Raw genomic sequence first — 13265 nt, forward strand, 5'->3', positions numbered from 1 at the left:
CTTACGCGGTGCCGCAGAGATAGCGCACGATCTCCGGCGTGAGCCAGCCCAGCGCGCCGAGCAGCACGACCCAGACCGCGAGCAGGAAGTGCCAGTACCGCGCGCACAGCCGGATGCGCATCAGCGTGCGCGGCCCGCTTCCGCGGTCGGTCACCACCATCGCCCATCCCGCGACGCCGCCGAGCATGTGCAGCCCATGCATGGCCGTCAGCAGATAGAAGAAGCTGCCGGCCGGGTTGTTCGCGGGTACCACGTGCAGGGCATACAGCGCCTCCCAGGCCCATAGCTGCGAGGCCACGAACGCAATCGCCCCCACCCCGCCCAGCCGCAGTGCCAGGCGCGCGGGCGCCATGCGTCCCGCCGGTGCCAGCCGCGCGGCGGCCTCCATTGCCACGCATGCACCCACCAACAGCGCCGTGGACAGCCAGCTCTGCCAGGGCAGCGTGACGCGATGCCAGTCGGGACTGTCCATGCGCATGACGTACGCGGCCAGGAACAGCGAGAACAGCGACGTAACCACGGCGATAAAGGCCCATAGCCCGATGCTGCCCGGCATCGGCGTGCGCGCACCCGGACGCGTATCGCCCGATGTCGCCCCACCGCCCGCGCCACCGCCCATCCCCGGGCCCGCGGCGAAATTCGATTCGGTTTTCATGCCACGGCCCCCCGGCTCGAATGCGGTTCCGGCTCCGCGCCCCCGGCATCGGGCGGCGCGTTCTGCGCGACAAAGTCCTCGCGCGCGCCGGGCACGCTGTACGCATAGGCCCAGCGGTAGACGACGGGCAGATGCGGTCCCCAGTTGCCATGCGCGGGCGGCGTCTCGGGCGTCTGCCATTCGAGCGACGCCGCGCGCCATGGATTGGACCCGGCCGGCCGCCCGCGCACGAGGCTCCAGCCGAGGTTGAAGACGAACAACAGCTGCGCCGCCGCCACGATGAACGCGGCAATCGAGATATACATGTTCATCACGTGCGCGGACTCGGGGATGAACGCGTAGTTCTCGTATGCGTAATAGCGCCGCGGCATGCCGAGGATGCCGAGGTAATGCATCGGGAAGAAGATCGCGTAGGTGCCGATGAACGTGACCCAGAAGTGAATGCGGCCCATCGTGTCGTCGAGCATGCGGCCCGTGACCTTTGGATACCAGTGGTAGATACCGCCGAAGACCACAAGGATTGGTGACACGCCCATCACCATATGGAAATGCGCGACCACGAAGTAGGTGTTCGACAACGGAATGTCCACGCTGACGTTGCCGAGGAACAGTCCGGTCAGCCCGCCGATCACGAACGTGCTGATGAATGCGATGGCGAACAGCATCGGCACCGAGAAGTGGATATCGCCGCGCCACAGCGTGATGACCCAGTTGTAGACCTTGATGGCCGTGGGCACCGCGATGATCAGCGTGGTCGTGGCGAAGAAGAAGCCGAAGTACGGGTTCATGCCGCTCACGAACATATGGTGCGCCCAGACCACGACGGACAGCAGCCCGATAGCGAGAATCGCCCACACCATCGTGCGGTACCCGAAGATGCTCTTGCGCGAATGCACGCTCACGAGGTCCGATACGATACCGAACGCGGGCAGCGCGACGATATAGACCTCGGGGTGCCCGAAGAACCAGAACAGATGCTGGAACAGCAGCGGACTGCCGCCCTTGTAGTCGAGCTGCTGCCCCATGGAAACCATTGCCGGCATGAAGAAGCTCGTGTGGAGCGTCTTGTCCAGCAGCATCATCACGCCCGAGACGAACAGCGCGGGAAATGCGAGCAGCGCGAGGATCGTCGCCATGAAGATGCCCCACACCGACAGCGGCATGCGCAGCAGCGTCATGCCTTCGGTGCGCGCCTGCAGCACGGTCGTCACGTAGTTGAGGCCGCCCATGGTCGCGGCGACGATAAAGATCACGAGCGATACGAGCATCAGGATGATGCCCCAGTCATAACCGGGCGTACCCGGCAGGATCGCCTGCGGCGGATACAGCGTCCAGCCCGCCCCCGTGGGCCCGCCCGGCACGAAGAAGCTGGCCAGCAGTACGAGCACCGAGAGAAAGTACACCCAGAAGCTCAGCATGTTCAGGTACGGGAACACCATGTCGCGGGCACCGACCATCAGCGGGATCAGGTAATTGCCGAAGCCGCCGAGGAACAGCGCGGTCAGCAGATAGATCACCATGATCATCCCGTGCATCGTCACGAACTGGTAGTAGCGGTTCGCGTCGATAAACGAGAAATGCCCGGGAAACCCGAGCTGCAATCGCATCAGGTTGGACAGCGCGACGCCCACCAGTCCCACGAAGATCGCGACGATCGTGTACTGGACGGCAATCACCTTGTGGTCCTGGCTCCAGACATAGCGCGTCCAGAAGCTCCTCGGCCCGTGGTCCGCGGCATCTTCGGCATGGCTCATGCATGACCTCCCTGCTTCGTCTATTTGGCTCCCGCCTGCGGTGCGCCGCCCGCCGCCGCGCCCTGCGCGCGGATATACGCGCTCAGCGCGGCCACCTCTTCCGCGGTCACCGGCATCTTCGGCATCAGCGGGCCGTAGCCCTTGACCAGCCGCGAGTGCGGGTCCTCGATCTCGTGCTTCAGGAATGCATCGTCAACGGGCGCCGTGCTGCCATCGGCAAACGTCTCGGTCTTGCCGTACAGCCCCTTCCAGGTCGGCCCAACGCCGGGCGCGCCGTCGATGCTGTGGCAGCCGACGCAGCCCTTGCTCTGCGCCAGCGCGCGTCCCTGCTCGATCAGGCCGGCAGCGGCGGCCACGCCGGCACCGCCCGTGCCCGCCTCGCCGCCGGCGGGCGCCGCGGCGACCGGCGCCGTCGCGCGCACCTGCGTCATGGCGAACGTCTGCTGTTTCGTCAGCCAGGCCTCGAATGCCGCCGGCTCGTCGACCACGACGTGCCCGCGCATGTTGTAGTGCCCGACGCCGCAGAGTTGCGCGCACAGGATGTCGAAACGCCCGGTCTGTGTCGGCGTGAACCAGAACGACGTGATCATGCCGGGCACCATGTTCATGCGCGCGCGAAACGGCGGCACATAGAAATCGTGCAGCACATCCTTCGATCGCAGCAGTACCTTGATGGGCTGGTTCAGCGGCAAATGCACCTCGGGCCCCACGACGATCACGTCGTCCTGTCCGTTGGGGTCGTCCGGGTTGACGCCGAGCGGATTCGTCGCGCTGACGAAGCGCATATCCGACGTGCCGAGCTGGCCACCGCGGCCCGGAAAGCGGAATGCCCACTGCCACTGCTGGCCCACGACCTCGAGCACCATTGCCTGCTGCGGCGGGCGCACATAGTCGGCGTAGACGAAGAGGCCCGGCGCAAGCAGCGCGATGATGCCGACGGTGGTAATGGCGATCAGCCCCCACTCGAGCCGCCGGTTCTCGGGCGCATAGTGCGCGCGATGTCCGTCGCGGTGACGGTCGCGCCAGACGATATAGCCGAGGAGGAGATTGATGACGACGAAGAAGACGCCGGTGATGACGAGGGTAATGGTCAGCGTGTCGTCCATCTGCTTCCAGTTGGACGCCAGCGGCGTCGCCCACCACGGGCTCAGAAAATGAAAGAGCACCGAAGCGACGACGAGGACCACGAGCGCAATGGCGATTGCCATATCCACCCTCCTCTGCGCGGACAACTGCCGCGAGAGACGCGCAACCCACGCAAGTGGTTCAAGCGTAGTGCATGGGTTGCGAATGCGGCAAGTGCTCTTGCGCGAGCTTCAGTGCCGCGGAACGTGACACATGCTGTGCCGCATTCAGTGCATCACGTCCCTGGATTCGAGCTTCCAGTAGCAGATGGCCATCACCATCCCGAACAGCATATGGGCGATCAGCGTGTGCCAGCCGCGCGCTTCCACGAACCACGGGAACGCGCCCGTCATCACGTAGAAGTTGAAGAGGTAGACCACCACGCCGAACACCGCGCCGGCCAGCACCGCCATGCCCGGACTCGAGTCCAGATGAAACGGCGCCATGATCGCGCCCAGCACCATGCCGAGTACCGCGCCGAGCACGAAGTGGATCAAGAGCGCCGCGCCGACGGTACCGATGCTGAACAGCGCGTTTTGCATCACGTCCTGACCCATGACGATTGCCGCGATCATGCGCGTCGGCACCCACGGGTTGACGCCGGACATCATCGACGCCCAGAACAACTCCAGCACGATCAGGAAGGCGCCGGCCGCGATACCTGACACGGCCGCGGCGCTCCAGTCGGGCAGACGGCGCACGTAGTGATGCGAATGCACGTGAAGTTCCATGATGGTCTCCTTGTCGCTTCGGCTTCGTGAGTCCAGCATAGGACACGCGACGCACGATTCCGCGCCATGGAACGCACATAGGGACAACCCTGAGGCCAACTGCCTTGTATTCGCCACACACGGCCTATACTGGAAGAACAAAAGACAAGAAAGGAGACCGCCATGTTTCATCTACAGGCGCACGATCTTGTATTTCTGCTGCCGATGGCACTTGTCGGCATGCTGGCGATGGGCGCGGTACCCGTCGCCGCCAAGGCGCTCAAGATCAGTTGCCGCTGCTGCGGCGTGATCATCGGCCTCATGATGGGCGTGCTGGTGCTGGAAGTGTTGCCGATGCTGATCTGATCGGCCCCTCTCCCTGAAGGAGAGGGGGAACACTCAGGCGTTTGAAACGCCCGATGGTCGAATCACAGTTCGATCATCGCGAAATCTTCCTTGCCGACGTCGCACTCGGGGCAACGCCAGTCGGCCGGGATGTCTTCCCAGCGGGTGCCCGGGGCGATATTGTCGTCGGGCCAGCCCTGCTCTTCGTCATACACCCAACCGCAAATCACACAAACCCAGGTCTTGTAGGCGACGGCTTCCTGCTGCAAAACGTCTCTCCGTTAAATAAAGTCGATGGAACGGGCCGCATGATACCGCGCCTGCGGTTGCGGCCCGATTTTCGGTCGTTACTGGCGGATCGAGAAATCCACGCGGTTGGGACCGCCCTTGTCCTTGATGCCTTCGGCATTGAGCTTCGGCGCGGTCAGGAACAGCTTCGAATCGGGCACCTTGCCGTCGCGCTCGAGCGCCTGCTTGACGGCCAGCGCGCGCTGGTCTGCCAGCTGGCGCAGTTCCGTGTCGGTGACGGGCGCGTTCTCCAGCAGCAGCTTTTCCATCTCCGCCGTCGGCAGGGACTTGTTCAGGCCGATCATGTTGGTCGGCTTCTTGAACGACTGGCGCTTGTACACGGCCTCCAGATACTTCGGATATTCCTGCCTGGAGACCGTGATCTTCGCGCCCTGCTCGCCGCCTTCTTCCTCGTCGGCCTGGCCGCCCGAACGCGCGCTGCGGCGCAGTTCGCGCTCCTTCTGCTCCGCCACACGCTGGTCGAGCCATACGCGGCGCGCGCCATCGGCATCCGTTGCGGGATCGATGCGGCCGCTGATCTCGAGCCGCAGCGACGGCCGGTCGTTCAGCGCCTTGGCCACCGTGGCGATCTTCTCCTGCGCCTCCTTGGACAGCGTGGCGCTGCCCGGCGCGAACTCGATATAGCCGAGTTCGTCGCCGCTGCCGCCGAACGCGGAGGCGATCAGCGAGAACGGTGACGTGATGGCCTTGGTGAGCAAGTTGACGATCACGCGAACGATCACGCCGCCGATGCTGAACTCGGGGTCGGAGAGCGAACCCGACACCGGCAGGTTCACGTCGATCACACCGTTGCGATCCTTGAGCAATGACACCGCAAGCAGCACGGGCAGCTTGGTCGCATCGGGACTGTCCACGCGATCGCCGAACGTGAGCTGGTCGAGGTACAGGTGATTGCGCGCATCGAGCCTGCCGTTCTCGATCTTGTACCCCACGTCCACCGTGAGCTTGCCCTTCGTAATCGGGTAGCCCGCGTACTTGGCCGCGTAGGGCGTCAGCCGCGTGAGCTCCACGCCCGCCGCCTTCGCCGCGATATCGAGGAACAGCTGCTCGCCGAGCGGATTCAGCTTGCCGCTGATGCTGACCGGCGCATCGTCGTCGAGCCGGCCGTTGAGCACGATATCCGCGGGGGTCGGGTCCGACGACGACACCTTGGAGATCGAGCCCTTCATGTCGGTGAGATTCGCCGAGTAGTTGGGCTTGACGAAGAAGTCCGAGAAGTTGATGTTGCCCTTGTTGATGGACACGCCGCCGAGACGAATCTGCGGCGCGGGGCCGGCCTTGCCCTCCTTCGCGACCGTCGCCGTTGCAGGGGCCGCGGCCGGTGCGGAAGCGGCCGGTGCCGAAGCCGGGCTCGCCTGCGTGAGGCTCGTCGATGGCGCGGGCTGCCCGCGATCGCTGCCGCCGGCCATGACGTCCTGCAGGTTCAGGCGGCCGTTCGCGTTGAGGATCACGCGCGCATAGAAGTCCGAGAGCGCGACGTTGTTCACGCCCACGCGCATCGGCCCCTTCGACTCGTCCATCGCAAAGTCGATGCCCGTTACCGCGAGCGAACGCCAGCGCAGGAAGTCGTCGCCGCTGATGCGGTCGACCGTGCGCACATTGCCCGCCAGTGCGTTGCCGGCGAAATGCGCGGCGATCGGCTTGCCGGCCGGCGCGTTGAAGTCGAGCTTGCCCTTGACCGTCATCGTGCCGCCGCGCAGTGCCGCGTTGAAGCGATCGGCGATATAGGGCTGCAGCGGCGCGATATCGAGCTCGCGCACGTCGAGCTGCATTTGCGCGCCCGGCGCGGCGGGCAGCAGGCTGCCTTCGAGGCCGATCACGCCGCGGCGTCCGGACTCCGCATGCAGCATGACGGGTATCGCGGCGTTGGCAAGCGGCCATGTCACGGTACCGCCCGTGAAGCCGATATTGCGGTACTGGTGGATCACGGGGCGGCCACGGTTGGCCTCGGCGGGCTCGTAGTCGGCGAGGCGTGCCGCGCCGCCGTCAACGTTGATCTTGCCGATGCGGACTTTCCAGCCCGGTGGCGTGACCGTGCCGCGCGCGGCCGCGCTGCCGTTAGCCGTGCCATTTGCCGTGCCGTTTGCCGTGCCATTTGTCGCGCCATTTTTCCGTGCGGTCGCGGCGCCCGTGCCCTGCGGCGCGCCCGAAGCAGCCGCTGGCCGCGCCGGTGCCGCCTTCTCCTGCGCCGATTGCACGGCCCAGATGCGGGCCATCTCGAGCAATTGCCCGCGATGATCGCGCGTGGCCGCGATCTGCGGCTGCACCAGCGATACGGCGCTCGTATCGAACGTCTGCTTCGCGAGGTCGAGGTTGATGTCCTCGAGTACGAGCTTCTCCGCGCGCACGAGCGGCAACTGCGCGCCCTCGATATCAGCCACGCGCCGCTGCGCCTGCGTGGTGCGCTTGCGGGTCGTGCCCTGCCCAGCTTGCGCGGCCTGTGCCGACTGTGCCGCTTGTACATTGCGGCGATGCGCGCGCTGGCCATCGCGGCGCGCGCCATTGCGCGCCCTGTCGTTTGCTCGGTCATTCGCGCCGTCGCTTGCCGCGGCGGCATCGTCGCCCTGCCCGGCAGGTGCGGCCGGCAGCGCGATGGGCTCGCGCGTCGCCACATACACCGGCGACAGCTCGAGGCGCGATTTCTCGAGGACGAACTGGAACGTCGGCTGCGTCCACGCCATGCGGTAATTCAGCTCCGCGTTGATGCCCGTTTCGCCGAACTGGCTTTGCAGTTCGCGCGGCCACCATGCGGCAAACCCCTGCGGCCGCAGGCCCGTGGTCTTCAGCGTGCCCGCAAGCGTGCCCTGCCGCAGGGCCAGCTGGCCCTTGTGGTCGAGCGTCTGCCCATCGGCAATCGTCACCTTCGCGTCGAGTTGCGCGGGCTTGTCGCCCGTGCTGGCAAGGTCCGCGATCTCCACGTTGACGGGGCCGATATCGAGCTTCCCCGGGCCCGACGGCGCGAGTTCGTCCTGGAAGCCGAGCTTCGCGTCCTTCAGCGTGATGCGCTGAATTGCATAGCTGAACGGCTCGGCCGGTGCGGGTGCCGGGGCCTGCGCGGCAGCCGGCGCGGAGGCCGAAGCTGCCGGCGCGGAAGCCGGCGCAGGAGCCGGAGCCGCCGGCGTTGCCTTCGGCGTCGGCGCGCTCTCCGGCAGAAACGCCGTGGCAAGGTTCAGCGAACCGTCCGCGCGCCGAATGGCCTGCAGTGCCAGTCCTTCCAGACCGATGCTACGGATGGCCGCCCGATTGGCCAGCGGCTCCACGCGGTCGAGGTCGATCGCCAGCCGTCCCGCCTTGACGATCGGCGCTCCCGCATGGGTCACCACATCGGCATCGCGCAACACCACGGTGCCCGAGACGAACAGGTCCTGCTTGTCCTTGTCCTGGCGGAAGCCGACCACCAGGCGCGTATCGACGAGCCCGCCTTTGATCTCGGCGTCCTTGAGCCGCGGCGCAAAGGCCATATAGGTGGGCACCTGGAGCGCGTCGAGGTTCACGTTCAGGTTCGTCTCGCGCGTATCGGCAAATGGCTGCGTCGTACCGTCGAGCGACAGCGGCGACCCATTGATCTTCGCGAACAGCGTCGGCCGCGTATTGATGGTCGCGTCGTGCGGCAGGTTCGAGAGGAACGGCAGCGTCAGCGTGAAGTTCTCCACGCGCTGCGTGGTATCGCGCGGCTTGTCCTCGTACACGAACGTCGAGTTGGTCACCGCGATATTGCTGATCGAGAACCGCGCAGGCTTGCTGTCGGCGGGCTTCGGCGGCATGGCCGCGAACTTTTCTTCCACGTCCGCAAAGTTCATGCGGCCCTGCGCGTCGCGCACCACGTGCACGGACAGCCTGTCCACATGCAGGCTGTGCACCACGGGCGCCAGATGCCAGAGCGACGCGATGGACGCATTGGCATCCACTTCGCCCAGCGTCACCATCGGCGTCGTGCCGTCCGGCTCGAAGATCGTCAGGTCATTGAGCGTCGCCGCGAGGTCGAACGGCCGCACCTGCGCCGCCCCGAGCGTGACTTTTCGCCCCAGGGCCTCGGTCGCCTGTTTCTCGACGAGATATTTGACCAGCGGCGGGCCCCCGAAATATCCCGCAATTCCGAAAATCGCCACGGCGACGACAATGCCGCCGAGCACGCGCAACGCGAGCCGCCTGCGCGGCGTGGCCCTGGCTTTCTCGCCGGCCGTTCGGGCCGCAGTGCCGATGGAATCCTTGAATGACATGGTTACCCAGAAAAGATGACCCCTGTGCATCGGAAATCACTGTCGGGTAGTGTGCCCCGGATTTCACTTTTTTTAGCATTATGGCAACGGATTATGGCAAGGCAAAGGACCATTTCAAAACATTCCGGCATTACCAAAAAGGGAGAGCGGCGGTTCTGGTATCGTTACGCCTTTCGCGAAGCGACCCCCTTTCAGGCCGGCAGGCATATCCGCCGCCGCGCGCCTGGCCCGGCACGCCATCCTCCGTGCCCCTCCGCCCCACGCCATCCGTGTAGCGCGCTTCGTGTGTGAATTCACTATGCGAGCTTTTTCATGTCTACCTCCAGCAGCACTGCCGGGGCAGTGGGCGCGCCCGGTCATGCCGCGCGTCCCCTGACCGGGCAGGATTACAAGACTCTCGCGCTCGCCGCCCTCGGCGGCGCGCTCGAGTTCTACGATTTCATCATCTTCGTCTTCTTTGCCACCGTCATCGGCCAGCTATTCTTCCCGCCGTCGATGCCGGACTGGCTCCGCCAGTTCCAGACCTTCGGCATTTTCGCCGCCGGTTACCTGGCCCGTCCGCTGGGCGGCATCATCATGGCGCACTTCGGCGACCTGCTGGGCCGCAAGAAGATGTTCACGCTGTCCATCCTGCTGATGTCGGTGCCGACGCTGGCGATGGGCCTGCTGCCGACCTATCACTCCATCGGCCTGCTCGCGCCGCTCGCGCTGCTGCTGCTGCGTGTGCTGCAGGGCGCCGCCGTGGGCGGTGAAGTGCCGGGCGCGTGGGTATTCGTGTCCGAACACGTGCCGAACCGGCATGTCGGCTATGCCTGCGGCACGCTGACGGCCGGGCTGACCGCCGGCATCCTGCTGGGCTCGCTGGTCGCCACCGGCATGAATTCGGCGTTCACGCCGACCGAGCTCCATGACTGGGCATGGCGCGTGCCGTTCCTGCTGGGTGGGGTGTTCGGCATTGCCTCGATGTACCTGCGGCAGTGGCTGCACGAGACGCCGGTGTTCGCCGAACTGCAGCAGCGCAAGGCGCTGGCGGCCGAAATGCCGCTGAAGTCCGTGGTCCGCGACCACCGTGGCGCCGTGGCCATCTCGATGCTGCTGACGTGGATGCTTTCCGCGGGCATCGTGGTCGTGATCCTGATGACGCCGACGTTCCTGCAGAAGCTGTTCGGCTTCGATGGCCGCACGGCGCTGGTCGCCAACAGCTTCGCCACGCTCGCGCTGTCCATCGGCTGCGTGGTGGCGGGCATGCTGGCGGACCGCTTCGGCGCGCGCCGGACGCTGTTCGTGGGTGGATTGCTGCTGGCCGGTACGGCGTATCTGCTGTACACGACGGTGGGCACGCATCCGCAGCTGCTGATTCCGCTCTACACGCTGGCCGGCTTTATGGTCGGCACCGTCGGCGCGGTGCCCTATGTGCTGGTGAACGCGTTCCCGGCGCAGGTCCGCTTCTCGGGGCTCTCGTTCTCGTACAACGTGTCGTACGCGATTTTCGGCGGACTGACGCCGATGATCGTCACGCTGATGCTCAAGGACAACCCGCTGGCCCCGGCGCACTACGTGATCGCGGTCTGCCTGATCGGTATCGTGACGGCGCTGTTCGTGAAGAAGGCCTGATCGGGCTATTCGTCGATTCGTTGCGGCAGGTCAAGAACAAAGGGGGCCATCGCCCCCTTTGTCGTTTCCCGCCTTCGGCGCCCTACTTCCGCCGGTGCTCCCGAAAGAACTCCCACATCATCGCGCTGGCATCGGGCCCGGTGCTGCTGTGATACTCGACCCGCCCGTCACCGCCACTCCACGCGTGATCGAGCCCGGCAACCTCCACGAGCTTCACCAGGTCCTTGTTCCACCGCCCGAACCGCGCCTCGCGATAGTTGCCGCGCCGGAGCGCTGGCCTTTCGTTGGCTACCCGGGCGTTGGCCACACTTTCGTTAGCGACACCCTCGTTAGCGACACCCTCGTTGGCCGCCTCCGCGCCGGCACCCGCCATCGCCGCCACCCGGGGCGGCATCGCCACCGAGAGCCGGTCGTCCATGCGGTTGTAGGCAAGAAACTGCCGCGCCAGCAGACGCCCGTTGACCGGGTGTACCGCCTGGTCCTCGAGCCCGTGCATGACGATCGCGGGCATCGTGGGGCCGCCCGGCGTCACGCCCGCGGCGTCGAGCAACACGAGCGGATCGGTCGCAGAGCCCTGCTCCATCGCGCGCAATCCCGCCCGCGGCGAATCCGCGGCACCGATGACCACGCCCGAGTGCAACCCGACCGCGGCTACCTTCTCCGGATAGCGCAACGCCACCAGCGCCGCCATCGTGGCGCCGGCCGACAACCCTGCCAGATAGATTTCGCCCGCGCGCACATCGGGCCGCTCGGCAAGCTCGTCGATCAGCGCCGCAACAGCCTGCGCCTCGCGCCCGCCTTCCTCGGCGCCGAGGTCGAACCACTGCCAGCAGCGATGCACGGACCGCCGCAGCGGCTGCTGCGGATAAGCCACCATAAAGCCTTCGCGCTCGGCGAGCGCGTTCATGCGCGTGCCCTCGGCCAGCGCCTCGGGTGTCTGCCGGCAGCCATGGAGCAATACCACGACGGGCATCGGACCCGTCCTGCGCGACAACGCGCCCGACGGAATGTAGAGACGGTATGACAGCTGCGGAACGAGTTCACCCGGCAGCGGCGCAAGGCCAAGCCGGTGGGATTCCCATGTGCCGGGCAGCGAACCGGGCGCATGCTCGCCGACCGGAGGTACCGGGCGGAGCGGGGGGGTGGGCTGGAACGCGTCGAAGCGTCGCAGCCAGGACTTCAATTGCTGTGCGGCCTGGTGCTGCGCGTGGCCGATTTGGCGCCATTGCGTTTCCCAGTCCGAGGACAGGCTTTTGGCCATTAGAGACTCCTGCTCGTCTTTGGAACGGATCCCCTCCTATGTTTGTGCGATGCAGCATAACACAAGCCGCCGCGGCGTATCGCTCACTCCAGTGCGGCAATGTATGCATCTTGCAACATTAAAAAAGACCTGCGGAACAGGCTCGCAGGTCACTCGATAGATGCGGAAGTGCGGGAAGCGCCTATTTATCGGCCACGCGACGCCATCCTTCCGTGGAAAACGACCGCATCGCGGCGGCCCGGCTGGCCGTGGAAGTGCCGAGATCGCGTTCGTAAAAATTTCTTTCCGCGTCGATCAAAAAGGTGTGTACGCCACTTTCGCCGTATCGGGCGGGCCATGCGATAAACGCGAACCGCGTCGCGCCGGCGCCCGTGCCGGGCGGGAGCACGCGAAAACGGTAGCCGTAATAGGCGTCTTCGGGCGGGACATCGGGGCCCATGGCGAGGGCGTCGGGGCCGATCGGGCTGGCGTCCGCCTCGGTGTCGGACGGCCAGTAGAGGCCATCGGTGCGGCCCCGCGAGCTCACGATACGTTTGGCGAAGGCGCCGTTGCCGACCTGCTGCGCGTAGCGCTGCTGGGCATCCGCGAGTTGCAGCAGCGAATCCATCGCCACGAGTTCGTTACGGGCGATGCGGCGGTCGCGCACTTCCTCGCGGCCTGCCTTGAGGTCGAACTGCCAGCCGGCGGGGCGCTTGACGATCGGCGCGGGGAACGTCCAGCCGCTGTCGCCCACGGCAATGCGCATGGCGTTGTCGCCGGCAGGCTGGAGCGCGTGGTGCGCGGCCCAGGCGCCGAGAAAGTCGTAGATATCGTCCTGCGTGATGCCTTCGGGCGGCAGAAGCGTGCGGTATTGATTGCCGAGTACCTTGCGCAGGGCATCCTGGTCGCTGCGGGCGATGGCATCGCCGAGGGCGTTCGAGGCGGCTTCGGCGGTGTCGAAGACCTGCTGTGCGGCGACGGGTGCGGCCACCATGACGACCGCAGCCATGGCCACGACTGCCTTTAGCCCCGCCCTCATCGCCACCTCGATCACCCTCGCCAGCCTCGCCAGCCTCGCCGCTTTCGCCGCTTTCGCCGCCCTCGCCGCCCTCGCCGCCCTCGCCGCCCTCGCCGCCATCGCCGCCATCGCCGCCATCGCCGCCATCGCCATGGTCGCCATGGTCGCCGGGGCCGCCGGGGCCGCCGTGGCCGCCATCGCCGTGGTCGCCGTGGTCGCCGTGGTCGCCGTGGCCGCCATCGCCGTGGTCGCCGTGGTCGCCGTGGTCGCCGTGG

The 13265-nt window shown here is 66.2% G+C and carries 11 protein-coding genes; 3 read left to right on the forward strand and 8 right to left on the reverse strand.

The genetic code is table 11. From position 1 onward, the window contains the following. Position 1: 1 nt before the first annotated feature. From AAHB16_RS10530 to AAHB16_RS10545, 4 genes are all read right to left on the reverse strand, one after another. Positions 2-655: a bb3-type cytochrome oxidase subunit III gene (locus AAHB16_RS10530; RefSeq protein ID WP_446718080.1), complete on the reverse strand. Its 654-nt coding sequence runs from the start codon at positions 653-655 to the stop codon at positions 2-4. Then, on the reverse strand, positions 652-2409 hold the full coding sequence (gene ctaD, locus AAHB16_RS10535) for a cytochrome c oxidase subunit I (RefSeq protein ID WP_150375052.1): 1758 nt from the start codon (positions 2407-2409) through the stop codon (positions 652-654). The genes AAHB16_RS10530 and ctaD overlap by 4 nt, the downstream gene beginning before the upstream one ends. 20 nt (positions 2410-2429) lie before the next feature. After that, the gene (locus tag AAHB16_RS10540) at positions 2430-3617 is read right to left on the reverse strand and encodes a cytochrome c oxidase subunit II (protein WP_342050806.1); all 1188 of its coding nucleotides are present in this window, start codon (positions 3615-3617) and stop codon (positions 2430-2432) included. Positions 3618-3761: 144 nt separating this feature from the next. Further along, a complete protein-coding gene (locus AAHB16_RS10545) occupies positions 3762-4265 on the reverse strand; it encodes a hypothetical protein (protein ID WP_150375054.1) in 504 nt (167 codons plus the stop codon). Positions 4266-4427: 162 nt separating this feature from the next. Here AAHB16_RS10545 and AAHB16_RS10550 point away from each other — a divergent pair, with 162 nt between their 5' ends. Continuing rightward, positions 4428-4610 carry a hypothetical protein gene (locus AAHB16_RS10550; protein WP_109584955.1) on the forward strand — a complete coding sequence of 61 codons (183 nt, stop codon included), beginning with the start codon at positions 4428-4430 and terminating at the stop codon, positions 4608-4610. Positions 4611-4672: 62 nt separating this feature from the next. Here the strand turns inward: AAHB16_RS10550 and AAHB16_RS10555 are convergent, their stop codons facing one another. Both AAHB16_RS10555 and AAHB16_RS10560 read right to left on the reverse strand, forming a co-directional pair. Beyond that, positions 4673-4858, reverse strand: a complete 186-nt coding sequence (locus tag AAHB16_RS10555; protein ID WP_150375055.1) for a rubredoxin — start codon at positions 4856-4858, stop codon at positions 4673-4675. A gap of 78 nt (positions 4859-4936) precedes the next feature. Continuing rightward, positions 4937-9118 carry a DUF748 domain-containing protein gene (locus AAHB16_RS10560; RefSeq protein WP_342050807.1) on the reverse strand — a complete coding sequence of 1394 codons (4182 nt, stop codon included), beginning with the start codon at positions 9116-9118 and terminating at the stop codon, positions 4937-4939. Between the two features lie 312 nt (positions 9119-9430). Between AAHB16_RS10560 and AAHB16_RS10565 the strand changes: the two genes are divergently transcribed. Beyond that, positions 9431-10732 carry an MFS transporter gene (locus tag AAHB16_RS10565; protein ID WP_150375057.1) on the forward strand — a complete coding sequence of 434 codons (1302 nt, stop codon included), beginning with the start codon at positions 9431-9433 and terminating at the stop codon, positions 10730-10732. An 82-nt stretch (positions 10733-10814) separates the two neighbouring features. On the opposite strand, the gene AAHB16_RS10570 is transcribed toward AAHB16_RS10565, so the two are convergent. Together AAHB16_RS10570 and AAHB16_RS10575 are read right to left on the reverse strand one after the other, a co-directional pair. Continuing rightward, positions 10815-11993, reverse strand: coding sequence for an extracellular catalytic domain type 1 short-chain-length polyhydroxyalkanoate depolymerase (locus AAHB16_RS10570; RefSeq protein ID WP_342050808.1), 1179 nt, complete (start codon positions 11991-11993; stop codon positions 10815-10817). Between the two features lie 181 nt (positions 11994-12174). Beyond that, on the reverse strand, positions 12175-12981 hold the full coding sequence (locus tag AAHB16_RS10575) for a DUF2950 family protein (RefSeq protein ID WP_342050809.1): 807 nt from the start codon (positions 12979-12981) through the stop codon (positions 12175-12177). Between AAHB16_RS10575 and AAHB16_RS10580 the strand changes: the two genes are divergently transcribed. Further along, the coding region (locus tag AAHB16_RS10580; protein ID WP_342050810.1) for a hypothetical protein at positions 12980-13265 on the forward strand (286 nt) is incomplete at its 3' end. The genes AAHB16_RS10575 and AAHB16_RS10580 overlap by 2 nt on opposite strands.

Source organism: Cupriavidus sp. OTU4054 (assembly GCF_038440175.1).
GTDB lineage: Bacteria > Pseudomonadota > Gammaproteobacteria > Burkholderiales > Burkholderiaceae > Cupriavidus > Cupriavidus pauculus_D.